Source organism: Streptomyces sp. NPDC005648, assembly GCF_040605395.1.
In the GTDB taxonomy this organism is placed as follows: domain Bacteria; phylum Actinomycetota; class Actinomycetes; order Streptomycetales; family Streptomycetaceae; genus Streptomyces.
Genome location: NZ_JBEXCS010000049.1, coordinates 14,740 through 38,948 on the forward strand (window position 1 = coordinate 14,740; position 24,209 = coordinate 38,948).

General features: G+C 68.5%; 10 protein-coding genes and 2 tRNA genes. 5 read left to right on the plus strand and 7 right to left on the minus strand.

The window, feature by feature from the left end; genetic code table 11:
- Nucleotides 1-12 precede the first annotated feature (12 nt).
- Nucleotides 13-6,708, minus strand: coding sequence for an RHS repeat-associated core domain-containing protein (locus ABZT17_RS26025; RefSeq protein ID WP_356352003.1), 6,696 nt, complete (start codon nt 6,706-6,708; stop codon nt 13-15).
- 632 nt (nt 6,709-7,340) lie between these two features.
- Between ABZT17_RS26025 and ABZT17_RS26030 the strand changes: the two genes are divergently transcribed.
- Nucleotides 7,341-11,513 carry a hypothetical protein gene (locus tag ABZT17_RS26030; RefSeq protein ID WP_356352004.1) on the plus strand — a complete coding sequence of 1,391 codons (4,173 nt, stop codon included), beginning with the start codon at nt 7,341-7,343 and terminating at the stop codon, nt 11,511-11,513.
- Between the two features lie 154 nt (nt 11,514-11,667).
- Here the strand turns inward: ABZT17_RS26030 and ABZT17_RS26035 are convergent, their stop codons facing one another.
- The 3 genes from ABZT17_RS26035 to ABZT17_RS26045 all read right to left on the minus strand — a co-directional run bounded on the left by ABZT17_RS26035 (nt 11,668) and on the right by ABZT17_RS26045 (nt 13,109).
- Nucleotides 11,668-11,946, minus strand: a complete 279-nt coding sequence (locus ABZT17_RS26035; protein ID WP_356352005.1) for a hypothetical protein — start codon at nt 11,944-11,946, stop codon at nt 11,668-11,670.
- An 839-nt stretch (nt 11,947-12,785) separates the two neighbouring features.
- Nucleotides 12,786-12,859 (minus strand) — tRNA-Ile (locus tag ABZT17_RS26040).
- Between the two features lie 177 nt (nt 12,860-13,036).
- A tRNA-Asn gene (locus tag ABZT17_RS26045) sits at nt 13,037-13,109 on the minus strand.
- A gap of 143 nt (nt 13,110-13,252) precedes the next feature.
- On the opposite strand from ABZT17_RS26045, the gene ABZT17_RS26050 reads away from it, so the two are divergent.
- The 4 genes from ABZT17_RS26050 (at nt 13,253) to ABZT17_RS26065 (ending at nt 19,261) form a co-directional block, all read left to right on the plus strand.
- The gene (locus ABZT17_RS26050) at nt 13,253-13,558 is read left to right on the plus strand and encodes a YtxH domain-containing protein (RefSeq protein ID WP_356352006.1); all 306 of its coding nucleotides are present in this window, start codon (nt 13,253-13,255) and stop codon (nt 13,556-13,558) included.
- A gap of 416 nt (nt 13,559-13,974) precedes the next feature.
- Nucleotides 13,975-15,417, plus strand: a complete 1,443-nt coding sequence (locus ABZT17_RS26055; RefSeq protein ID WP_356352007.1) for an FGGY family carbohydrate kinase — start codon at nt 13,975-13,977, stop codon at nt 15,415-15,417.
- Between the two features lie 179 nt (nt 15,418-15,596).
- Entirely contained in the window at nt 15,597-17,330 is a 1,734-nt protein-coding gene (locus ABZT17_RS26060) for an ABC transporter ATP-binding protein (RefSeq protein ID WP_356352008.1), read from the plus strand.
- Nucleotides 17,330-19,261, plus strand: a complete 1,932-nt coding sequence (locus tag ABZT17_RS26065) for an ABC transporter ATP-binding protein (RefSeq protein ID WP_356352009.1) — start codon at nt 17,330-17,332, stop codon at nt 19,259-19,261. The genes ABZT17_RS26060 and ABZT17_RS26065 overlap by 1 nt, the downstream gene beginning before the upstream one ends.
- A gap of 48 nt (nt 19,262-19,309) precedes the next feature.
- Here the strand turns inward: ABZT17_RS26065 and ABZT17_RS26070 are convergent, their stop codons facing one another.
- The 3 genes from ABZT17_RS26070 to ABZT17_RS26080 all read right to left on the minus strand — a co-directional run bounded on the left by ABZT17_RS26070 (nt 19,310) and on the right by ABZT17_RS26080 (nt 24,105).
- Nucleotides 19,310-20,632: an RNA polymerase sigma factor gene (locus tag ABZT17_RS26070; protein ID WP_356352010.1), complete on the minus strand. Its 1,323-nt coding sequence runs from the start codon at nt 20,630-20,632 to the stop codon at nt 19,310-19,312.
- A 270-nt stretch (nt 20,633-20,902) separates the two neighbouring features.
- Nucleotides 20,903-22,810 (minus strand): DNA primase, encoded by a 1,908-nt coding sequence (gene dnaG, locus ABZT17_RS26075; RefSeq protein ID WP_356352011.1) that lies wholly within the window; start codon nt 22,808-22,810, stop codon nt 20,903-20,905.
- A 29-nt stretch (nt 22,811-22,839) separates the two neighbouring features.
- The gene (locus ABZT17_RS26080; RefSeq protein WP_356352012.1) at nt 22,840-24,105 is read right to left on the minus strand and encodes an FAD/NAD(P)-binding oxidoreductase; all 1,266 of its coding nucleotides are present in this window, start codon (nt 24,103-24,105) and stop codon (nt 22,840-22,842) included.
- Nucleotides 24,106-24,209: the final 104 nt, after the last annotated feature.

Here is a 24,209-nt window from a genome sequence, read left to right on the forward strand (position 1 = left end):
CCCTACCTGCAGCTATAGCAGGTCTCGCGGTAGCCCTGGATGCATGGTCACCAGTTCGCCGAATTCGTACATGTAGTCACCGCCGAGGTCGTGGCCCAAGCCGCGAACCACGGTGTAAATCTGAGTCGGCATACCGTTGAAATCCGTTCCAATTACTCTGCCTGCGTCAATGATGTGACGGACTCGTCCGGTTTCCTGCTGGATCCTACCGACACGGCCCTCGGTCGCGCTTGCCAGTTCTGCCAGGTCGACACCATCGTCGAACAGGGACTTCGTCTCATCGGCTTCTTCCCCACCATGGGTGTGCCGCGGCATCACATGGTCTTCGATCTGCTCCGCGTCGGACTCTGCCTGGCAATTGTGAACCAGGACCGGCGTCTCGCCTGCCAGCACATAGTACGTGTGGAGGGTGCCGACGGTGAGGTCGTAGGTGGTCTGGTGCTGGTGGAAGTTGTGGACCTCTGCCACCGTGACGGTGGTGCCGTCCGTGGTGCGGAGTTTGGTGCCGGGGGTGAGGTCGTGGGCGTTGGTCCACCGGCGGTGGGTGACGTCCCAGAAGGGGTGATGCCAGGTCGTGGTGAGGGACTGCCTGGCGGGTGCGTCAGCCTTTGCCTTCTGCGGCGGTCCACGGACCGGTGCCGTGTCCAGGGTGAGGGTGGTGAAGTCCTTGTCCGTCTTGGTGACGATGACGTTCTGGACCTTCTCCGGGGCCGTGACGCTCGTCTGCGGGTCGGTCGCGAGGACCGTGTCGCCGACCTTGACGCTGCTGATCGGTTTGGACGTACCGTCTGCCAGGCGGACTCCGGTACTCGGAGCGAAGCTGTGTGTCGCGCAACTCGCTGCATCTTCGGCTGCGTTGGTCCCCGCACTCTCCGCCTCTGCAACCGCGTGTTCCGCCTTCACCGCGTCCTCGGCCAGTTTCGCGGCCTCCTCCGCGTCCTTCACCGCCGTGTAGGCGCGGTCCAGGGAGCGCCAGACCTTGAAGGCTTCGACGCCGACCTTGATGGCTTTGAAGACCTTGCCCCATGGGACCGCTGTCAGGGCTGTGTTGATACAGCCCATCACGTCGCCCTTGGTGAAGCAGTTATAGGCGTCGGTCAGGCCGAGGACATCCGCGACCAGGCTGAGGAGTTGGTGCTTGAGGCCGGACGCCTGCTTCTTCGCCGCGGCGGCGGACGCGTCTGCGGTCGCCTTGGCGCGCTGTAGGGCTTTGGCCTCGGCCTGGGGGTCGTAGGTCTTGCTGCTGATGTTGCCGCCGGCCGCGCCGAGCGTGTGGCCGTCGGAGCAGCGGCCCTGGTGGCAGACGGCGTGGTTCTGGCCGCCGGGGTCGACCGGACCGGTCTCGACGTAGCGGGTCGGGTTGCTCTTGCTGGTGCCCGTGCCGCCGATGGGGTAACCGACGCCGCACTGGTCGGCCATGCACAGGCCCGACGGGTCGGACTCGGTGATCGGGGAGTCGCCCGCGTAGTCGTAGGCGTTCCAGGTCTGCGGTGAGCCTGGATCCATGACCGGATCGGGGCTGAGGAATCGGCCGATGGACGGGTCGTACTCGCGAGCGCCGAGGTTGGTCAGGCCCGTGTTGTCGTCCTGGGTGCCGCCGACGTAGCCCTGTTGCCCGATCCACGTTCCGGTCTGGTCGCGTGACTCGCCGAAGGGCTTGTACTGGCGGCGGACCACCTGCTGGGTCTGGGAGTCGATCTCCAGTGTCCCGGTGCCCTGGCGGTCGGGTACCAGGTAGGTGAACTTGCCGTCGGAGGAGTGGGTGGCCACGGTCTGGCCGGCGATGGAGATGTAGCGCACGCCCTCGGCGGTCGTGGCACCGGTCTTGAGGGTGATCTCCTCATCGCCCGTGTAAAGGGTTGTCCCGTCCGGGCTGTGGCGGATCAGCAGGCCGCCGTCGGCGCCGTAGAGGTACTTCGTGTCGCCGGCCGAGCCGGTCGAGGCCAGTTCGGAGAGGTTGCCCTCGTTGTTGTAGGTCAGGGTGTCGGTGCCCGCGCGGGTGGTGCGGGTGAGGACGTTGCCGTCCTGGTCGTAGGTGTAGGTGTTGGTGGTGCTGGCCGTCGAGTCGCCCGGCACCACCGTCTTCACCGTCGACACCGCGTGAGCCGGTCCCTTGCCCGCCGCGAACGGGGTGTACGAGGCCGTCGCGTCACGGGAGGTGTTGCCCGTGGTGTCGTGGTCTACCTGGGTGGAGCGGGCGCCCGTCGCGTCGTAGGACCAGGACTGCCAGTACGGTGACGGGCCGCCCACGGTCGTCGACACGCCGGTGGCCGGGGTGGCCGCGCAGCTGTCCGTGGCCGTCCAGGCGTCCTTCAGACGCTGTGCCCAGTCGTAGTCGAAGCACTGGGTGTCGGTCGAGCCGGTCTCCAGCTTGTCGGTGATCTTCGTGACGTTGCCGGAGGGCTGGTAGGTGTAGCTGGTCTTGTCGGCGATCGCCGCACCGGACTGGGAGATGGTGGTGGAGTCCGTCAGGCGGTGGGTCTGGTCGTCGTAGTTCAGGGTCTGCTGGGCGAAGTTGCCCGAGGTGCCATAGGTGAACTGGTACGGCTCGCCGAACTCCGTGTAGCTGAGTTTGTCGACGTAGTCCCAGCTGTTCGTGGTACCGCCGACGGAGGTGGGGCGACCGTAGGCGTCGTAGTTGTAGGAGACGGTCTCCTGCGGGAGCTTGACGGCCGTCGGGTCCTGGTCGGTGTAACTCTTCAGCGTCCCCGTGAGGTTGTACGTGTTCTGGTGGATGTAGTTGCCCTGCAGCGCCCCCTCGGCGGCCGGAACGACGAGTTCGCTGGCCTGTGCCCAGCCGTGGCTGTCGTAGCCGAGGACCTTGTCGGTGTAGGCGGAGCCGCCCGTGCCGCCGACGTAGCGGATGGACGCTGTGGGCTTGCCCTTCTTCAGCGTGTCGTACGTCCACGCGGCCAGTTCGTTCGCCGTCGACTGCGCGACGCCGCCCGTGGTGTCGAACTCGGCCTTCTTCCGGCCCATTTCGTCGTACGTGTAGCTGATGGTCTTGCCGCGGGCGTCGGTCGCCGTCTGCAGCTGGCCCGCGTTGTCGTAGGTCGAGCTGGAGGAGCCGGTGTCGGGGTCGGTCTGCGAGGTCCGGCGGCCGAGAAGGTCGTAGCCGTTGGACCAGGTGTGGCCCTGGCCGTCGTCCTGGCCGATCTGGTGGCCTGCTCCGTCGTAGGAATAGGTGACGGTGTCGGCGGCGCCGGTGGGTGTGGTTCCGTGGTACCGCAGCAACTTGACCAGTTGGTCGCGGGCGTCGGTGTACGTCGTGGTCGGGGTGGCTCCGGCGGGCGGGGTGACGTCGACGCGGTCGACGCCGGGGTAGGCGGTGGTCGTACGCCAGGACTCGGAGGCGAAGTGGTAGGCGATCGAGGCCGTCACCCGGCCCGCGCCGTCGTAGACCGTCGCGGTCTGGGACGGGGTCTTGTTGTCGGGCGCGTCGACCAGCGTGCCGGACGGAGCACCGGTGTTGTAGTACGCGTCGGAGGTGCTGACCGCCCAGCCGTGCGAGTCGTACACGGTGTCGGTGATCGTACGGCCACCGTCGACGGTCGCCGTCTGCGTCTCGCGCGGGCGCAGCATCGCGTCGTAGATCGAGATGGAGGTGCGGTACGCGTTGTCGTCGTCGAGGGTCTGAGTGGTGACCGTGGACGGCGCCGAGGGCGTGAGGTTGTAGCTGTACTTGATGTTGGGGTTGTTGTCGGTGGGGAAGCCCGGGCTCCACACCGCGGTCAGGCGGCCCAGCGGGTCGTAGGTGCTGGTGGTGGAGTAGCCGGCCGCGTCCGTGGTCTTCAGGTCCAGGCCGCGGGCCGGGTCCAGCGTGGTCGTGGTGGTGAAGCCGGCGGTCTGGCCGGTGACTTTGGGCTGAGTGACCGCGATGGAGGTCGGGTTGGTGCCGGTTGTGGGGGTGTAGGCCGTGGTCGTGACGCGGCCGTCGGCATCCGTCTCGGTGAGTTCGCGGCCGTAGGAGTCGTAGGTGTTCTTCAGCGCCGTGATGTAGTGCGGGGTGCCGTCGGCCGCCACCGAGTCGGCCTTCTGGACCATCGTCACATCGCCCTTGGTGGGCGTGGCGGTGTTGTCCGTGGAGCCGTCGAAGAAGGTGAGGTCGTCGCTGAGCACGTCCTGCGGGTACTTCGGGGTTGCGGAACAGGAGACGGCGACCTCCTGCACGCGGCGTGGGATCGGCAGCAGGTTGCCGGAGGCGTCCGTGGCGTACCAGGTGCGGGTGCACTTGTCATCGGTTGATGTCGCCGTGTCACCTTGGTCGTCCACGGTCTTGGGGAGACCGGTGGTGGCGTCGATCGTGTAGTCGATCTCGGTCGTGCGTTTGGTGCCGTCGGCCTTGGTGGTCACGGTGCGGGCCCGCTGGATGTTCGTGCGGCGGGCGACGAGCGGGTCCAGACCAGCCTTCGTACGGGACTGCGTAGCCGTCGCCGCCGAACTCCAGGGGTCGGTGACACCGTCGGAGAGTAGAGCGCCGCCATCACCGTTGTACGACTGCGCCTCGAAGGTCTGGCCTGCCAGCCAGTCGGAGTCCTTCTGCGGATCGTCGTTGGCGGTGTCGTTCAATGTGATGCTGCGGGTGCCGGTGGAGGTCTTGTCGCCGTCCAGGCCGCGGAAGAACGTCTCCCGGGAGAGCGTGATGGTCGCGGGAGCGGTGCCGGTGCGGGTCTCGACCGTGCCGTAGCCGCGCCACTGGTTCCAGGTGCGGTACTTGGCCTGGGTCAGCGGGTCATCGGCGAAGTGCCAGGCCGGGTCGCCGACGTACTTGTACGACGTCTGGACCGGGAGCCCATCGGCCCTCGGGTCCTGTGTCGTCACGGAGTTGACGACGAACTTGTTGAACCAGTCCAACTGCGGCGAGGTCTGCCCCGGCGGCGTCCAGTACTGCGGATAGCAGCGGAGGGTGTTGTTGTCCACGCTCGACGGGAGTACCGCCGTGCCCGTGCGATGGCACTGGGGCCCGGTGTAGTTGACAGTGATCACTTCACCGGACTCGGTGGTGACCGTGGTCATCCGGTAGCGGGTGATCGGCTGGTAGCCGTCGAGGCCGTCCACACGGTTGGCGAGTGCCTGACCGGCGAACTGCACCGGCGGCAGGTCCAGGCTTCCGCCGTCCTTGCCCGTGTGGACGATCTGGCTCAGCCACAGCGACGGGGTGGTGGTGTCGCCGGTCGACGGGAAGGTCTGGGTGAGGGTCCAGGCGTCGACGTTCTGGTAGCCGGTGCCGACCAGGGACTGGGTTCGGATGCCCGTCAGACGCTGGGTGGTGAAGAAGGCCGGGCCGTGGTTGTTGCAGGTGCCCGTGGAGGCGCAGGTCTGGTCGACGGGAACGTCCGGCCAATGCGAGGCGTTGGCCGTCGTCATCTTCGACGTCGCGCAGTCGAAACTGGAGTCGGCCAGGCAGCGCTCGGAGGTGTCGAAGAAGACCTGAGCGGCGGCCGGGGCGGTGGTGTCATAGACCTTCCCGGCCAGCTGCCCGTACTGGATCTTGGTGAGGTATCCGCTGCGGGCGTACGCGGTCGGGGTGGTGGAGTTGTCACGGCCGTAGTAGCCGGTCTCGGGCGTGTACCAATAGCTGATCGCGTTGCCGTGCGGGTCGACGGTGTAGTCCAGGTTCCACCGGTAGCCCTGCTGGCACCAAGAGTCGGCGAAGGTCGCGGCATGGCACGGCTCGCCCGTGTCGTTGCCGTAGACGGGCGTGGTGAACACCGAATTGGTGGTCGCGTTGCCCGACGCCCAGCCCGGCAGCCGGTTCTTGCCGAAGTAGTACTGGGTGCCGTCGGCAGTGGTGACGACGAAGTACTCGTTGTCGTTGTCGCCGTTGACCGTGTCGGTCTTGGCCTCGATCTTCTCGCCGCTGTCGTTCTGCGGGTGCCAGGTGTTGGTGTTGTCGTCGTGCACCAACGTGTTGGACGAGCCGTTGAGCGACAGAGTGAGTGAGTCGACGTCGTCCGACCAGCACTCGTCCGAGGTCTTCGGGCTGCCGCCCGCCGTGTCGTCGGAGCAGGACGCGTAACTGCGCTCGACGAAACCGGGCGAGTAGTCCCAGCCGTCGCCGATCCAGGAGGACTGGGCGTTCGTCGAGGAAGTGCGCCCGTCCACGGTCTGCGAGCTGTAGTCGAGGGACACGCTCGGGGCCAGGCTGCCGGGGACGTCCGGCACCGAGATGGGGTACGAGTAGCTGAAGGCGCCCGTCGAACCGCCGGCCGTCCACTGACCCGACGGGGCAAGGGAGGTGGCCGCGTAGCTGCCGCCACCGCCCGAGGCGGCAGCCTCCGCCGCGAGGACCGTTGGCTGCGCCGTGGTGGAGGCGGACAGTGTGACCTGCGCCGAGACCGTCTGCGTCTTGGCGTCGTTGGTCGAGGTCAGCGGGGTCTGCTTACGGCAGGCGGCGGCTTTCGGGGTGGTCAGGGCGCAGGCAGGCAGTTGGACAAGGCGCAGTCGGCCGGCCCAGTCGCCGCCATAGGCGTCCTTGAACGCCGAGTAATCCAGCCCTACTTGGGTGGTCCCGCCTGACGCGGTGCTGTCCGGCTGGACGGAGAGCACGACGCCGTGCAGAGCGAGTTTCTGCGCGGCCGTCTGCCCTGGCAGCGACACATGGACGCGGGTGCCCGCAGCCGCCCGGTGTGCGCTCTTCGCCGCCGCAATCGTCACCGGGACGCCGTCGGCTCGCTTGGCAGCGGCGCCACGTGCGGGAACCGCCACGTCGGCGGCTCCCTTGGCTGGCCAGGTCTTGTGAGCCTGGGCTGCGCTCCAGCGCGCCATGCGCGGAGCTTTGGCAGCCTTCCCCTTGACCGGGGAGACGGGAACCGACTGTTCCTTCTTCGCCTTCACGAGGTAATTGGCGTGCTGCCCGGACGCCAGCGCGTCCGCCGGGGCGATAAACCCGGCAAGCAGGCAGAGTAATCCGATTGCGACGATCCACAAGGCGGGCACCCTGCGTATGCGCATGGTCTTTCTGTATATCCGCCAACGTGAATTGCGACGCACTCCGGACCCCCCATTCCAGCACGGCTGTCGAGGAGTCATTGGATCAGATCAAAACGTCACACCACAGGCCCTTCACATGCTCAAAAGGTATAGAGATCACCATGCATCGCCCTTCATTCGACCAAATATCGAGGTCAAATCCATCAACTTCAACATGAACATGGTCGTTCACTTAACAAAATCCCCAACCCGTTCATCGAGTGGCAAAGTTGTACACCTCATCCACCCGTCCGGCGGGGCCATTCCGTGGAGTTTCCCCTTGGGACTGTTGTCGTCTTGTGGCGATTACAGGTAGCCTCCCTCGCGCCCGTAGGCGCTTTTCACTCGGACTCAAATTGGGGGGGAAGATGTCCGACCGTTTCCGCCGACTCTCCACCGGCGGCCCGTTCAGAAAAAGCCCGCGAATACCGAGCAGATTCCTGGTCCTTGCCACGATCAGCGCGCTCTGCCTGGCACCGCTTGCCGCCCAGCCGGCCGCCGCGGATTCCGGACTGGGCTTCGTCGCAGATGTCAACACCGGCACGCCGGACCTGACTCCGGCACCGAAGGACGACACGAAGTCACCGGATCCGACGGGCTCTCTGCGGCCGACCGACACCGGCGACGGCCTGACGCCGGCCGAGGAGTCAGCGCTGGCCAGTGCCCAGAAACAGGCCGCGGCTACCGGCGCTCCGGTCCGGGTCGACTCTCTGACCACCGAGACCGCGACCACCACGGCGAACCCCTCGGGCACCGTCACCTACGACTCGAACCTGCTGCCCGTACGCATCCGCAAGACCCACAACTGGGTCCCGGTCGACGCCACGTTGAAGCGCAAAGCGGACGGCACATGGAGCCCCACCGCGGCCGCCGAACCGCTCACCTTCTCCGGCGGCGGCACCACCCCCCTCGCCACCATGAGCAAGGGCCCGGCCTCCCTCGCCCTGACCTGGCCGCACGCCCTGCCCACCCCGCACGCTTCCGGCGCGAGCCTGACCTATCCGGACGTTCTGCCCGACGTGGACCTGCGCGTCACCGCCGACACCCAGGGCGGCTGGTCACAGGTCCTCGTCGTCAAGACCGCCCAGGCCGCCACCGACCCCGCCCTCGCCCAACTAGCCCTGACCACCCGGGCCAAGGGCGTCACCGTCGCCGACGACGGCCACGGCAACCTCTCCGCAACCACCCCCGACGGCAAGGTCCTCTTCAGCGCTCCCCAACCGGCCATGTGGGACTCCAGCGGTACCGGCCCGACCACCGGCGCCCCGGAGTCAGGCCCCGCACCCAAGGCCCGAGTCGCCCGCGTCCAGGGCCACTTGCACGGCCAGAGCCTCTCCCTGGTCCCCGACACCAAACTGCTCACCGGCGCCCACACCAGGTTCCCCGTCTACATCGACCCGACCTGGAACCCGCACTACGCCACCGGCACCAAACAGCACTACGTCGAGACCCAACAGGGCTGCCCCACCGCCAAGAACTACGACTCCACCCAGTACGGCGACCCCGGCGTCGGCTACAACAGCTGGTCCGGATGCATCGGCAGCGAGCGCTCCTACTTCCAACTCGCAGTCCCCTCAAGCATCTACGACGCCCATGTCGTCTCGGCCACGGTCGACGCCAAGGAGAACTACTCGGCCAGTTGCAGCCTCTCCTCCGACATCTACCTCTACTGGTCCGACGCGATGAGCTCGTCGACCACCTGGAACAACAAGCCGGCACTGACCAAGAAGCTCTGGACCAAGAGCTTCGGTCCGGCCTGCAGCAGCGAACCGTCGGGCGGCTTCACGGTGACCGACACGATCTCCAAGGGCGCCGGAGCGCACTGGAAGAACTGGACCTTCGCCCTGGTCAACAGTCAGAACGGCAGCGGCGACGGCAACTACTTCAAGCGGTTCGACAACAACCCCTCGCTGTCGATCACTTACAACCACGTACCCAACAAGCCCGGCAGTCTTGCCACCAAGGTCGGCTCCACCTCACTCGGCTGCGGCACCGCCACCCCCTACCCCATCGTCGGCAAGACCCTGGCCACCACCCCGCCCACCCTCAACGCCACCATCAGCGACACCGACAAGGACGCGCTGGCAGCCACCTACTCGTACTGGGTCGGCAGCGGCACGGCCACCACGACCACCAGCGCCACCGTCGCCAGCGGCGCCAACGCGCCCAAACAGCTGTCCTCGACCTTCATGAGCGGCCTGGCCGATGGCAGTGTGGTCAGCTGGAAGGTCACCTCGACGGACGGTGAGGACACATCAGCGGTCTCGGCGACCTGCCACTTCACCGTCGACCTGCACAGCCCCGCCCAGCCCACCGTCAAGACCGCGGACAGTCTCTACCCCGAGGACTCACCGGGCATCACCGCAGCCGGCACCGCAGGCAAGTTCACCCTCTCCGTGAACCCGGGCACGAACGGCAACAACGCGGCCAAGTTCCTCTACGGCCTCGACGCCGCCCCGCCCACCTCCAGCACCCCCGCCGCACAGACCGCGCCCGCGACCAGCAACACCGCCACGATCACCGTGACCCCGGTCGCCCCCGGCACCCACACCCTCTACGTCTACGCCGTCGACTCGGCCGGCAACGTCTCCTCCCAGCAGCAGTACGAGTTCACCGCGCTCGGACACGCCACCAAGACCTACGCCAACCTCCAGGCGGCCTTCAACAACACCGCCACCACCGACGACAGCAACCGCACCACCGCCGACGCCGACGGAGTGGGTGACAGCCTCTCCCTCCAGACACTCAAGGCGGCGGGCTGGCAGCCCGGCGGCAGGATCACCGTCGACGGCGCCGTCTTCACCCTGCCCAACTGGGGTGCCTCCACCGGCGACAACGTCCTCGCCGCCAACCAGACGATCCAGATGAACGGCACCACCGGCCAGGCCCTGGTCTTCCTCGGCTACTCCACCTACGGATCCGTCGGCTCCCAGCACCAGGACGGCGACACCACCAACCCCGTCGTCCCCGACAACACCAACACTTCCGCGACCAACTGCAGCCTGGGCAACGGCACCTACGAGGACTGCACCACCCCGAAGGGAACCATCACCTACGGAGACGGCACCTCACAGCCCTACTACCTGACCATGCCCGACTGGGTGAACGGCCCCGACACCCTGGCCGCCGTCACCCTCCCCTACCGCAACATTCCCAGCAACCCGGTGACCCACAGCACCAACATCTATGCCTTCGCCGTCCCGTTGAAGGTCGGCGCCACCGTCAGCTCTGTCAGCCTGCCCGACGTGGCCGACGCCGCGCGCAGGTACGTGCCCGGGATGCACATCGTCGGCATGTCCGTCCGCGACACCACCAATGCGGCCAACAACGCTACCTGGACCGGCAGTTGGAGCGCCCCCACCGAAGAACGCTTCCAGTTCTCGTCCATGGGCGCCTTCAGCAACCAAACCTTCCGCGAGGTCAGCCAGATAAGCGCAGGCGGCGACCACGTGCGGCTTCGCCTGTCCGACGCCCTGGGCACCGACCCGCTCACCATCGACCACGTCACCGTCGCCCCGTACGGCAGCGGCGCGGCAACCGCCTCCACACCGGTAGACGTGACCTTCGGCGGAGCCAAATCGGTGGTGATCCCAGAGGGCGGCGAACTCTACAGCGACCCGATCCCCATGACGGTCGCCCCCGGCGGGGTGATCACCACCAGCATCCACCTCGTGAACCAAGTGAGCTACCTCGTCATGCACCCCTGGGCAGCCACCGACTCCGTCGGCTACGTCAGCGCCGTCGGCAGCGGCGACCACACCACAGACACGGCCAACACGGCGTTCACCGGCACTGGCACGATCGCGGGCCGCTCCACCGACATCCTCACCGGAGTCGACGTCACCACGGCCGAACACCAGCCCACCGTCTCCGTGCTCGGCGACGGTCTCGTCAACACCCGCACCACGGGCAACACCGCCGGCTACAGCACGCCCCGCTTCAACCAGTACCTGGCGAACCGTCTGATCACCAACACCGACGGCGTACCGATCTACGGCGTCACGGCCTCCGGCATCGAGAACAACTACCTCGGCACCGACCAGGGCGCCGGCGCCGGCGGCCGAGCCGCCCTGACCCGCCTGGACCGGGACGTCCTGGACGTCCCCGGCATCAAGACGGTTGTGATCACCCAGGGCCTGGAGGACATCGTCGCCGGCCACGACGACGTCGACATCGACAGCGCCCTCGGCCTCCTACGGGACCAACTCAAGGGCTGGGGCATCAAAGTCATCTTCACCACCCTGACCCCCTGCGACGGCAACAGCGCCTGCACGGCGGCCGTCGACCAGAACCGCATCGACACCAACACCTGGATCACCGACCAACTCGACTTCACCACACCCACGGTGAGCTACGTCGACGCAGAAGCGATCGTCGCCGTCACCGACACCGCGAGCACGGCAGACCCGCAAGCCCTGAAACTTGGCAACGACGCGGCCCCGGCCGACTTCGACTCCGGCGACCACCTCAACCTGACCGCGGACGGCTACAAAACCATCAGCAGCGCCTACGACCTGACCGCGCTCGGGCCCGACGCGTAGCGCGAAAACGGCGGCCGGGTGTGCCACAGCAATTCCCGTGGCATACCCGGCCCGAGCCGCTGACCTGCGTGAGCGATGCGTGAGCAGACGGCCCAACCCAGCCACGAAGACCAGGCCGAGCCAACACACCAGACGCCGATGACCTGCGCAAACATCAGCCTCCAGCATTAACAAACACCACCGGCAAAGATCCCATCCCTCTCCAAAGGCGGTGCCCACCACACCAGCCCTCAACCTCGACGAGAACACACCGTCCACCACACGCCCCGCTGCCGAGGAACTCCCCCAACACCACCGGATACACCGCCAGCGCCGCCACCAGCCTCAGCACCAACAGCGGCAACGCCATCGCCTCGCTTTCCGGCGACGTCCCCATCGGCAACTCCGGAACCATCTCCGTCCACGCCAACTCCACCGCCGTACTCGCCGACATCTCCGGCTACTACACCACCAGCACCACCGGCCAGAAATTCCACACCGTCAACCCCACCCGCCTCGTCGACACCCGCAGCGGCATCGGCGGAACCACCACCCACGTCGCCGCCAACAGCACCTACACCCTCACGCCCACCCAGCACGTCACCACGGCGACCGCCCCCACCATCGCCAACCTCACCCTCACCCCCACCGACACCAGCGGTTCCATCACCCTCTACAACGACAGCACCGGCACCACCGACCTCGTCATCGACTCCAGCGGCTACTACACCTGACAGACACACCCTCGTGAACGCTGGGGTCGGGGGCGCTGCGCGCCCGACCCATGCCGCTCCCTACAGGGCAGCTAAGGGCAAGGCGACACGCGGCACGACGGTCGATCGAGGCCGGGCAGGCTTGCCCATCACGGCCCGCCCTTACGTTCCTACGGGAACGAGTGAGGGTCCTCAAGGACCGCTACACCTGCGTTCCGGCCTGTTTCCTGTTGGGGTAGTTCCTTGGTGTCGCCGTTCGCCAGACGTACTGCCCGCAGGCCCCGGGCCCCCGGCCGTCACACGAAACACCTTGACCCACGGGCAGACGACTCGTCGGACAACGCATGGGCGTACTCCGCGAGTACCTCCGGCCTCAGGACGGCCTCAATTCATGCCCAGTCACAGTGGCGCCAGGCAGAGCACCTCTGGACTGATGCACATCCACGCAGGTCAGAAGGACGTCAACTTACGCAGACCAAGCTGGCGCGAACCCACGCGCAGCGGATTCAGTCCGTTCAGGCAAAGTTGACGATCCGACAGGACAAATTGAACGTTTCCGCAGGTCACAGCCCTGCACAGGTGGGGCGGGTGGGACTCGAACCCACGGCCGACGGATTATGAGTCCGCTGCTCTAACCGGCTGAGCTACCGCCCCATAGCGGCGTGTCGCGTACATGTGTGCGCGCCGTCTGCCGCAGCATAGCCGCTCATACGATCTCCTGCTTCGTATGGTCGACTTCGCATGCCCTTCAAGACTCCGCCCTGACCTGCACGGTTCCCAGGACAGGGGCCGACATGAAAAAGGACCCCGTCGGGGTCCTCGTTCAGCATGCTCCCCCGACTGGACTCGAACCAGTAACCTGCCGGTTAACAGCCGGCTGCTCTGCCAATTGAGCTACGGAGGAATGCCTCGTTGCATCGAACGTACCTACCTGGGTATTCGCCAGGGGGCGGGCGCTCGCTGCGACACATACATTAGCGCAAGCAGGGGGGTGCTCCGCCAATCGGTTCCCCCGGCACCGGCCTACACGAGGGAAGGGTGGCCTCCATGCGCTACAAGCTCACGTTCGTCGTCGGTCTGGCACTGGGTTACGTGCTGGGCACGCGTGCCGGACGCGAACGCTACGAGCAGCTGAAGAAGTCGGCGCGCCATGTCGCCGAGAACCCCGCGGTCCGCAACACCGCGGAGTCGGCCGCCCAGCAGGGCCGCCAGTTCGCGGGCAAGGCGTACCACGTGGTGAGCGACAAGGTCGGCGACCGGGTCCCGGACTCGGTGGCCCAGCGGGTGCGCTCGCTGCGGGACCGCAACACCGACGGGACCGGCGCGGACGACTGGGGCACCAGCAACACCTAGCCGGGCCGACAACACGACGACGCCCGACCCACCGACGGGCCGGTGCGACTCGCCTGCGGGCCAGCGCCCGGCCAGTACTCCTCGCCCTGCACGTCGGCGCCCAGCTGGCGCCACTCACCCCTGCACGTCGGCGCCCAGCCGGCGCCACTCACCCCTGCGCGCCGGCGCCCGGCCAGTACGACTCCCCCTGTCCGCCGTCGCCCGCACCCCCGCCACTCGACCGAGCGTTTTGGATCGGCGGCACAGCGGCACCCGCCCCCGCCCCGGGTCGGCGCCGCGGCGGCACTCACCCCGCCCCGGATCGACGGCACAGCGGCACCCGCCCCCGCCCCGGATTCGGCGGCGCGGCGGCGGCCCGTGTGGTCGGCTATTGACGCCACGCGCTCCCGCGCCGCCCGACCCATAGAATTTCGGTCATGGGGATAGTCGCCGGGCTGGACAGTTCGCCCGATTTCACTCGCATCGTCGTCTGCGACGCGGACACAGGTGCCGTGCTCAGGCAGGGGTATGCCCCCCACCCGGTGGACGGCGACCGACCCTCCGACGTGGATCCACAGGCCTGGCTGCTCTCCCTCGGTGAGGCGGCCGGCGGCGGACTCCTGGAAGGTGTGCAGGCCATCGGCGTGTCCGCCCAGCAGAACGCGGTGATCCCGCTGGACTCGCAGGGCAACACCGTGCGCCCCGCGATGGTGGGCGGCGACCGGCGCACCCAGATCGCGGCGGCGGACCTGATCGACGCCCTGGGCGGGCGGGAGGCGTGGGCGCAGGCCGTGGGATGTGTGCCGCAGGCCGCCCAGCCCGTCACCAAGCTGCGCTGGCTCGCCAAGAACGAGCCCGACGCCGCCCTGCGCGCCGCGATCCTGATGCAGGCCCACGACTGGCTGGTGTGGCAGCTGCTGGGCCGGCCCATGAGAAGGACCACTGATCGCGGCGGGGCCTCGGGCACCGGCTACTGGTCGGCGGCCACCGGCGGTTACCGTCCCGACCTCGTCGAGCTGGCACTCGGTCACCAGGCCATGCTGCCCGAGGTGATCGGGCCGGCGGAGGCGGCCGGTACGACCCCGGAGGGGCTGCTGATCTCGGCCGGCACCGGCGAGACCATGGCCGCCGCCTTCGGGCTCGGCATCGGCCTCGGCGACGCGGTCGTCTCGCTCGGCGCCTCCGGGTCCGTGATGGCCGTACACCCCGAGGCGCTCGTCGACAGCTCCGGGATGATCACCTCGCTGGCCGACGCGACCGGCATGCATATGCCCGTCGTCACCACGCTGAACGCCGTACGGACCCTGCGCGGGACCGCCGAGTTGCTGGGGCTGCCGGATCTGGAGGGCCTCTCCGACCTGGCGATGAAGTCGACGCCGGGGTCGCACGGGCTGGTGCTGCTGCCCTATCTGGAGGGTGAGCGCACGCCGAATCTGCCGCACACCGCGGGGACGCTGGCCGGGCTGCGGCGGGAGTCGATGAAGCCGGAGCATCTGGCGCGGGCCGCGTTCGAGGGCATGCTGTGCGGCCTTGCCGACGCGCTCGACGTGCTGCGCGGCCGGGGTGTCGACGTACGGCGGATCTTCCTGCTGGGGGCGGCCGCCGAGCTGCCGGCCGTGCAGGCCGCGGCGCCGGCGCTGTTCGGCGCGCAGGTCGTCGTACCGCAGCCCGCCGACTACGCGGCGATCGGCGCCGCCCGGCAGGCGGCCTGGGCGCTCGGGGCCTCGCAGGGCACCCTCGACCCGCGCAATCCGCCTGCCTGGCAGGGCGCGGCGGCGCAGGTGCTGGAGCCGGGTGAGGAGCTGGCGGTGGGACAGGCCGTACGGCAGCAGTACGTGTCGGTGCGGGAACAGACACATCCCGGGGCGTTCCGGGCGTGAAAGGACGGGCGGACGGGTGCCGCGGAAGGTAAGGGTCCGGTAGGAGCGGCACCCGGAAGGCTGGACCGAACACTGCTCTCGGCTTAATCGGTTGAGGTAACGCGGGGGGAATGTTCGACGATGGGTGCCACGGGCAACGTACCCGCCCCGCCCCCACCGCCGACTCCGAGAGACGTAGCGTGCTCATACGACTTCTGCGGACCTATCTCAGGCCCTACAAGAAACCCATCGCCGTACTGGTGCTGCTGCAGTTCCTGCAGACCTGCGCCACCCTCTACCTGCCCACGCTGAACGCTCACATCATCGACAACGGTGTGGTCAAGGGCGACACCGGCTACATCCTCTCCTTCGGCGCCCTGATGATCGGCATCTCGCTGGCACAGGTCGTGTGCAACATCGGTGCCGTGTACTACGGCGCCAAGACCGCGTCGGCGCTCGGCCGGGACCTCAGGGCCGCCGTGTTCGACCGGGTGCAGTCCTTCTCGTCGCGCGAGGTCGGGCACTTCGGGGCGCCCTCGCTGATCACCCGTACGACGAACGACGTGCAGCAGGTCCAGATGCTGGCCCTGATGACGTTCACCCTGATGGTGTCGGCGCCGATCATGTGCGTCGGCGGCATCGTGCTCGCCCTCGGCCTCGATGTGCCGCTGTCGGCGGTGCTGGTCGCCGTGGTGCCCACGCTGGGCATCTGTGTGACCTTGATCGTACGGCGGCTGCGGCCGCTGTTCCGGAAGATGCAGGTCCGCCTCGACACCGTGAACCGGGTGCTGCGCGAGCAGATCACCGGCAACCGCGTGATCAGGGCCTTCGTACGGGACGAGTACGAGAAGGACCGCTTCCGGAAGTCCAACACCGATCTCACCGAGATGCAGCTGGCCACCGGCAACATGCTCGCGCTGATGTTCCCGATCGTCATGACGGTGGTGAACCTGTCGTCGATCGCGGTGGTGTGGTTCGGCGCCCACCGCATCGACAGCGGCGGGATGCAGATCGGCGATCTGACCGCGTTCCTCGCCTACCTCATGCAGATCGTGATGTCGGTGATGATGGCCACCTTCATGTTCATGATGGTGCCGCGCGCCGAGGTGTGCGCCGAGCGGATCGAGGAGGTCCTGGGGACCTCGTCGAGCGTGGTGCCGCCTCTCGCGCCGGTCACCGAGCTGCGCCGGCACGGGCATCTGGAGATCCGGGACGCCGGGTTCCGCTATCCCGGTGCCGAGGAGCCCGTCCTGAAGTCCATCGACCTGGTCGCCCGGCCGGGTGAGGTGACCGCCGTCATCGGTTCCACCGGCAGCGGCAAGTCCACGCTGCTCGGGCTGGTCCCGCGGCTCTTCGACGCGACCGACGGCGAGGTGCTGGTCGACGGCACCGATGTGGCGAGCCTCGACCCGAAGCTGCTCGCCAGGACGGTCGGAATGGTCCCGCAGAAGCCGTACCTGTTCGCCGGGACGGTGGCGACCAACCTCCGCTACGGCAACCCGGACGCGACGGACGAGGAGCTGTGGCACGCGCTGGAGGTGGCGCAGGCCAAGGACTTCGTCACCGGGCTCGAAGGCGGGCTGAACGCGCCGATCGCCCAGGGCGGCACCAATGTCTCCGGCGGTCAGCGGCAGCGGCTCGCGATCGCCCGGACCCTGGTCCAGCGCCCCGAGATCTACCTCTTCGACGACTCCTTCTCCGCCCTCGACTATGCGACGGACGCGGCGCTGAGGGCCGCGCTCGCGCAGGAGACGGCCGAGGCGACCGTGGTGATCGTCGCCCAGCGGGTGGCGACCATCCGGGACGCGGACCGGATCGTCGTCCTCGACGAGGGACGGGTCGTCGGCACCGGCAGGCACCACGAACTGATGGCCGACAACGAGACATACCGGGAGATCGTGCTCTCCCAGCTGACGGAAGCGGAGGCTGCCTGATGGCCGGGCCGATGGCGCGGATGATGGGGCAGGGCGGCGGTCCCGAAAGCCGTTCGATGGACTTCAAGGTGTCGGGCAAGCGCCTGATCGCCCAGTTCAGGCCGGAGCGGCTCACCATCTGTGTGCTGCTGCTGTGCGTGGTGGTGAGCGTCGGCCTGAACGTGGTCGGGCCGAAGATCCTCGGCAACGCCACCGACCTGGTCTTCTCCGGGATCATCGGGCGGCAGATGCCGTCGGGTGCCACCAAGGAGCAGGTCCTCCAGTCCATGCGGGACCGCGGCCAGGGGCAGGTCGCCGACATGCTCCGCTCCACCGACTTCACCCCGGGCAAGGGCATCGACTTCAGCGCCGTGGGGAACGTACTGCTCCTCGCGCTCTGTACGTTCCTCGTCGCCGGCCTGCTGATGGCGGTGGCGACCCGGATGGTCAACCGGGCCGTCAACCGCACGATGTTCCGGCTGCGCGAGGACGTCCAGGCGAAGCTGTCCCGTCTGCCGCTCTCCTACTTCGACAAGCGTCAGCGCGGCGAGGTGCTCTCCCGCGCGACCAACGACATCGACAACATCGGCCAGACGCTCCAGCAGTCGATGGGCCAGCTCATCAACTCGCTGCTGACCATCATCGGCGTACTCGCGATGATGTTCTGGGTCTCCTGGCTGCTGGCGCTCGTCGCGCTGGTCACCGTGCCGCTGTCGTTCGTCGTCGCCACGCGTGTCGGCAAGCGCTCGCAGCCGCACTTCGTGCAGCAGTGGCGCTCGACGGGCAAGCTCAACGCCCATATCGAGGAGATGTACACCGGGCACACCCTGGTGAAGGTGTTCGGACGGCAGGACGAGTCGGCGCAGCAGTTCGCCGAGCAGAACGACGCGCTGTACGAGGCCGGGTTCAAGGCGCAGTTCAACAGCGGGATCATGCAGCCGCTGATGATGTTCGTCTCGAACCTCAACTACGTGCTGGTGGCGGTCGTCGGCGGTCTGCGGGTCGCGTCGGGCGCGCTCTCCATCGGTGACGTCCAGGCGTTCATCCAGTACTCGCGCCAGTTCTCGATGCCGCTGACCCAGGTCGCCTCGATGGCGAACCTGGTGCAGTCGGGCGTCGCCTCGTCCGAGCGGATCTTCGAACTCCTGGACGCGGAGGAGCAGGAGGCGGACCCGAAGGAGGGCGCGAAGCCGCAGGAGCTGCGCGGTCTGGTGGAGCTGGAGAACATCTCCTTCCGCTACGACCCCGAGAAGCCGCTCATCGAGAACCTCTCCCTGAAGGCCGAACCGGGCCACACGGTCGCGATCGTCGGCCCGACCGGCGCGGGAAAGACCACGCTGGTCAACCTCCTCATGCGGTTCTACGACGTCTCCGGCGGCCGTATCACCCTCGACGGCGTCGACATCGCCACGATGTCCCGGGACGAACTGCGCGCCGGTATCGGCATGGTGCTGCAGGACACCTGGCTGTTCGGCGGCACGATCGCGGAGAACATCGCGTACGGCGCCTCGCGCGACGTCACACGCGGCGAGATCGAGGAGGCGGCGCGGGCCGCGCACGCCGACCGGTTCGTGCGTACGCTGCCCGACGGGTACGACACCGTCATCGACGACGAGGGCACGGGGGTCAGCGCCGGTGAGAAGCAGCTGATCACCATCGCGCGGGCGTTCCTGTCCGACCCGGTGATCCTGGTGCTCGACGAGGCGACGTCCTCGGTCGACACCCGTACCGAGGTGCTGATCCAGAAGGCGATGGCCAAACTCGCCCATGGGCGCACGTCCTTCGTGATCGCACACCGGTTGTCGACCATCCGGGACGCGGACACGATCCTGGTGATGGAGAACGGTTCGATCGTCGAACAGGGCGCGCACGCGGACCTGTTGGCGGCGGACGGGGCGTATGCGCGGCTGTACAAGGCGCAGTTCGCGCAGGCGGTGGCGGAAGTGGACTAGCGTCGGGCGGAAGGCGGGCAGAAGGGGCCGCCGGGAGGCGGCCCCTTTCTAGTCCAGGTAACCCCTCAGCTGGTCCGCGAACGCGTGGTCCCGCAGCTTGTTCAGGGTCTTGGACTCGATCTGCCTTATCCGTTCCCGTGTGACGCCGAAGATCCGCCCGATCTCCTCCAGTGTCCGGGGGCGCCCGTCGGCCAGCCCGTACCGGAGTTGGACGACCTTTCGCTCCCGCTCCCCCAGGGTGGAGAGCACCGCCTCCAGATGCTCCCTGAGCAGCAGGAACGCCGCCGACTCCACCGGACTCGCCGCGTCGCCGTCCTCGATGAGGTCACCCAGCGCCACATCGTCCTCCTCGCCCACCGGGGCGTGCAGGGAGACGGGTTCCTGGGCGAGCCGCAGGACCTCGGTGACCCGCTCGGGCGGGAGATCGAGGTGGGCGGCCACTTCTTCCGGGGTGGGCTCGTAGCCGCGCTCCTGGAGCATGCGGCGCTGGACACGGACGACCCGGTTGATCAGCTCGACGACGTGGACCGGGACCCGGATGGTGCGGGCCTGGTCGGCGAGGGCCCGGGACATGGCCTGGCGGATCCACCAGGTGGCGTACGTGGAGAACTTGTAGCCGCGGGCGTAGTCGAACTTCTCGACCGCCCTGATCAGTCCGAGGTTTCCCTCCTGGACGAGGTCGAGCATGGTCAGTCCGCGCCCGACGTACCGCTTCGCCACGGAGACCACGAGCCGCAGATTCGCCTCGATGAGACGGCGCTTGGCCATGCGGCCCATCACGACCAGCCGGTCGAGGTCGAGGGCGAGCCGGCTGTCCAGGTCGGCCGCGGTGCCGAGCCTCTCCTCGGCGAACAGGCCGGCCTCCACACGGCGTGCGAGTTCGACCTCTTCGGCGGCGGTGAGCAGGGGGATACGGCCGATCTCGCGCAGGTACTGGCGGAACAGGTCGGAGGAGGGGCCGCCGGTGTCGGCGCGGGCGCGGGCCGCGGCGGGTGTCTCCACCGGCTCGGCGGCCTCGGTCTCCAGTGCCTCGGCGGGCGGTTCGGCGGGCTCGGGCGGCGCCTCGGCGTCCGCCGGGTCGGCCTCGGGGTGGTGCACGACACGGGACTGCGGGGGGACCGCGACGAGTACGTCGGTCTCCGCTTCCGGTTCCGTGCCGTCCGTACGGGTCTCGCTGATCTGTGTCTGGGTGAGGGTCTGGGTCTGCACGGGGGCGACCTCCAGGATGATCGCTGCTGAGGGGTGCGGCAGCGCTGCTTCGGGGGCGGAGTCGGCGGCCACGCCGCTGTCCGTCCCGTACGCGATGAGCGGAACCGCGGGGGTGTGGGACCCGCTGTGGACGGATCGGCCGCGCTCCGAGGACTCAGGCACCGGAACCCAGTGTGGAGTACGACACATCGCCGCCACGAGGGGCGTGCGGTGACTTTTTGAGTCCGGTCCGTGACCACGTGGTTACCCTGGCGGAAAGCTCGGGTGCCGCTGTGTGCCCTGATCTGCCACGATCCCCGTGGGTCCACGGCGGGGGCGGGTCCTGAGCCGACGCACATCGTGCCGGGCGGGAGAGGGCGGCGCGGCAACCGTGCGGCCATCGGCGGCACTTCGGGCATCGCGTGCCGCTGCGGGTCGCCTCACGCGGGCCGCTCAGAGGGCGGCGGCCCCGTGCTCCCGCAGTGCCTGGTCGTACTGTTGCAGTACCCACAACTCGTTCTGTACGGCGGCCAGTTGGGCGGGGTCGCCGCCGGCGGCCAGGCGGGTCATGGTGGACTGGACGTCGCGGATGCGGCGCTCGACGGCACGGCGGCGGACGGTGACCAGCTGGGCGCCCGCGTACACCTCGTCGACCGTCTTGCGCATGATCGCCTCGACGGCCAGTTCCGTGACCATCGCGCGGACCGCGTCGTCCGGGGCGGCCTCGCGGACGCGGACCAGATAGTCCTGCGGGTCCTGCGTGCCGTACTCGGCACCCCCCGCGTCCATGACCGCCTGGCGTACGGCGGCGTAGGGCACGGCGGTGAACTCGTCGACGCCGTACGCGTCGAAGGCCGGGGAGACCAACTCGGGGCGCTGGAGGGCGAGTTTGAGCAGCTCGCGCTCGGTGGCGTAGACGGGGTTGCGCAGGGTGAGGGCCGGGCCGGTGGTGGTGGGGCGGGGGGCCGCGTCGTACTGCTGCTGCGGGCCGCGGCCGCTCGGCGCCGGGGCCCCCTTGCCGCCCCGGTCGCGGGCCCAGCGGGCCAGCTGGGCGACGCGCTTGACCACGAACTGGGTGTCCAGGATGCCGAGCATGCCGGCGAGCTGGACGGCGACCTCGTGCTGGGCGCCGCTGTTCTTGATGCGGGCGACGATGGGGGCCGCCTCGTCCAGCGCCGCCGCCCGGCCCGCGGGGGTGTCGAGGTCGTAGCGGACGACGATCTGGCGCAGGGCGAACTCGAAGAGGGGGGTGCGGGGTTCGACGAGGTCGGCGACCGCCTCGTCGCCCTTCGCCAGGCGGAGTTCGCAGGGGTCCATGCCGTCGGGTGCGATGGCGATGTAGGTCTCGGCGGCGAACTTCTGGTCGTCCTCGAAGGCGCGCAGGGCCGCCTTCTGGCCGGCCGCGTCGCCGTCGAAGGTGAAGATCACGCGGGCCGAGCCGTTGTCCATCAGCAGCCGGCGGAGGATCTTGATGTGCTCGCCGCCGAAGGCCGTGCCGCAGGTCGCGATGGCGGTGGTGACGCCGGCGAGATGGCAGGCCATGACGTCGGTGTAGCCCTCCACGACGACCGCGCGGGACGCCTTGGCGATGTACGGCTTGGCCAGGTCGATGCCGTAGAGGACCTGGGACTTCTTGTAGATGGGGGTGTCGGGGGTGTTGAGGTACTTCGGGCCGTTGTCCGCCTCGTAGAGCTTGCGGGCGCCGAAGCCGACGACATCTCCGGCGATGTCGCGGATGGGCCACATCAGCCGGCCGCGGAAGCGGTCGATGGGGCCTCGGCGGCCCTCCTGGGCGAGACCGGAGAGGAGGATCTCCTTGTCGCTGAAGCCCTTGCCGCGCAGGAAGCGGGTGAGGTGGTCCCAGCCCTGGGGGCTGTAGCCGACGGAGAAGTGCTGGGCGGCGGCCTGGTCGAAGCCGCGCTCCGCGAGGAAGGTACGGCCGGTGTCGGCCTCCGGGCTGGTCGCCAGCTGCTCGATGTACCAGTCGGCGGCGACCTTGTGGGCCTCGACCAGGCGGATGCGCTCGCCGCGCTGGTGGGAGGGGTTGTAGCCGCCCTCCTCGTAGCGCAGGGTGATGCCGGCGCGGGCCGCGAGCCGCTCGACCGACTCCGAGAAGGTGAGGTGGTCGACCTTCATCACGAACGTGATGGTGTCGCCGCCCTCCTGGCAGCCGAAGCAGTGGAAGAGTCCCTTGCTCGGGCTGACCTGGAACGACGGCGACTTCTCGTCATGGAAGGGGCACAGGCCCTTGAGGTTGCCCCCGCCCGCCGGGCGCAGCTGGAGATACTCGGACACCACGGCGTCGATCGGAACCGCGTCCCGAACCGCCTTCACGTCCTCGTCGTTGATCCGTCCAGCCACAGGGTGATTCTACGGGGGCGGGCCGACACTCAAGAGACGTGGCTTTCGAGCGGAACATGCGGGTCCGCCAGGGACTCCGTGTTCACCGGTGTCCTGGAGCGGATCAGCTTCTGGATGGGGTCTGTGACGTCCCACACGTTCACGTTCATCCCGGCCAGCACCCGTCCGTCCTTGATCCAGAAGGCGATGAACTGGCGCTTGCCCGCGTCTCCCCGGATCACCACTTCGTCGTACGACCCCGGGGGCGCCCAGCCGCTGTACTCCATGCCCAAGTCGTACTGGTCGGAGAAGAAATAGGGCACACGGTCGTAGGTGACGTCCTGGCCGAGCATCGAGCGGGCCGCCGCGGGGCCGCCGTTGAGGGCGTTGGCCCAGTGCTCGACGCGCAGCCGGGTGTCGAAGAGGGCGTGCGGGAAGGAGACGACGTCACCGGCGGCGTAGACGTCGGGGTCGGAGGTGCGCAGCCCCTCGTCGACGACGATGCCGCCGCCGTACCGCCGGTCGGCGATCTCCAGGCCCGCCGCCTCCGCGAGAGCGGTGCGGGGGGCCGCGCCGATCGCCGCGAGGACGTCGTGGGCCGGGTGCTCCTCGCCGTCGTCCGTACGGGCCGCGAGGACCATGCCGTCCTGGCCGACGATCTCCGTCAGCTGCGCGCCGAAGTGGAAGCGGACGCCGTGCTCGCGGTGCAGCTCGGCGAAGAGGTTGCCGAGCTCCGGGCCGAGGACGGCGTGCAGCGGTGTCGGGTGCGGTTCCACGACGGTGACCTCGGCGCCGTACTCCCGCGCCGCCGCCGCGACCTCGAGGCCGATCCAGCCGGCGCCCGCGATGACGAGGTGGCCGTTGTCCCGGCCGAGCGCGGCGAGGACGCCTTTCAGCCGCTCGGCGTGGGCCAGCCGGCGCAGATGGTGGACGCCGGCCAGGTCGGTGCCCGGGATGTCGAGACGGCGGGGCTCGGCGCCGGTCGCCAGGAGCAGCTTGTCGTAGTGGACGAGGGTGCCGTCCTCACCGAAGCGGACCGTCTTGGCGCGGCGGTCGATGGCGTCGACGGTCTCGCCGAGGTGCAGCTCGATGTCGTTGCGCGCGTACCAGGCGGGTTCGTGGACGAAGACGCTGTCGCGCTCCTCCTTGCCCAGCAGATAGCCCTTGGAGAGGGGCGGACGCTCGTAGGGGTGGTCGCGTTCGTCGCAGATCAGTATCACGCGGCCACTGAAGCCCTCCGCTCGGAGCGTCTCGGCCGCCTTCGCGCCGGCGAGGCCGCCTCCGACGATGACGAATGTCTGGTCCGCGTCGACCACTTGATGCCTCCTACGGGGTGGCCGAGGGGTGTCCCCTCGGAAAACACAGCAGGTGCCGCCATAGGCGAGCCTCCCGCACGGAGCGTGATGGGGGAAGAGGGAGT

Bases quoted from the DNA above. Each gene is read 5' to 3' on its own strand.
- ABZT17_RS26030 (WP_356352004.1), top strand. From the start codon at position 7,341: ATGTCCGACCGTTTCCGCCGACTCTCCACCGGCGGCCCGTTCAGAAAA.
- ABZT17_RS26035 (WP_356352005.1), bottom strand. From the start codon at position 11,946: ATGTCGGCGAGTACGGCGGTGGAGTTGGCGTGGACGGAGATGGTTCCG.
- ABZT17_RS26050 (WP_356352006.1), top strand. From the start codon at position 13,253: ATGCGCTACAAGCTCACGTTCGTCGTCGGTCTGGCACTGGGTTACGTG.
- ABZT17_RS26055 (WP_356352007.1), top strand. From the start codon at position 13,975: ATGGGGATAGTCGCCGGGCTGGACAGTTCGCCCGATTTCACTCGCATC.
- ABZT17_RS26065 (WP_356352009.1), top strand. From the start codon at position 17,330: ATGGCCGGGCCGATGGCGCGGATGATGGGGCAGGGCGGCGGTCCCGAA.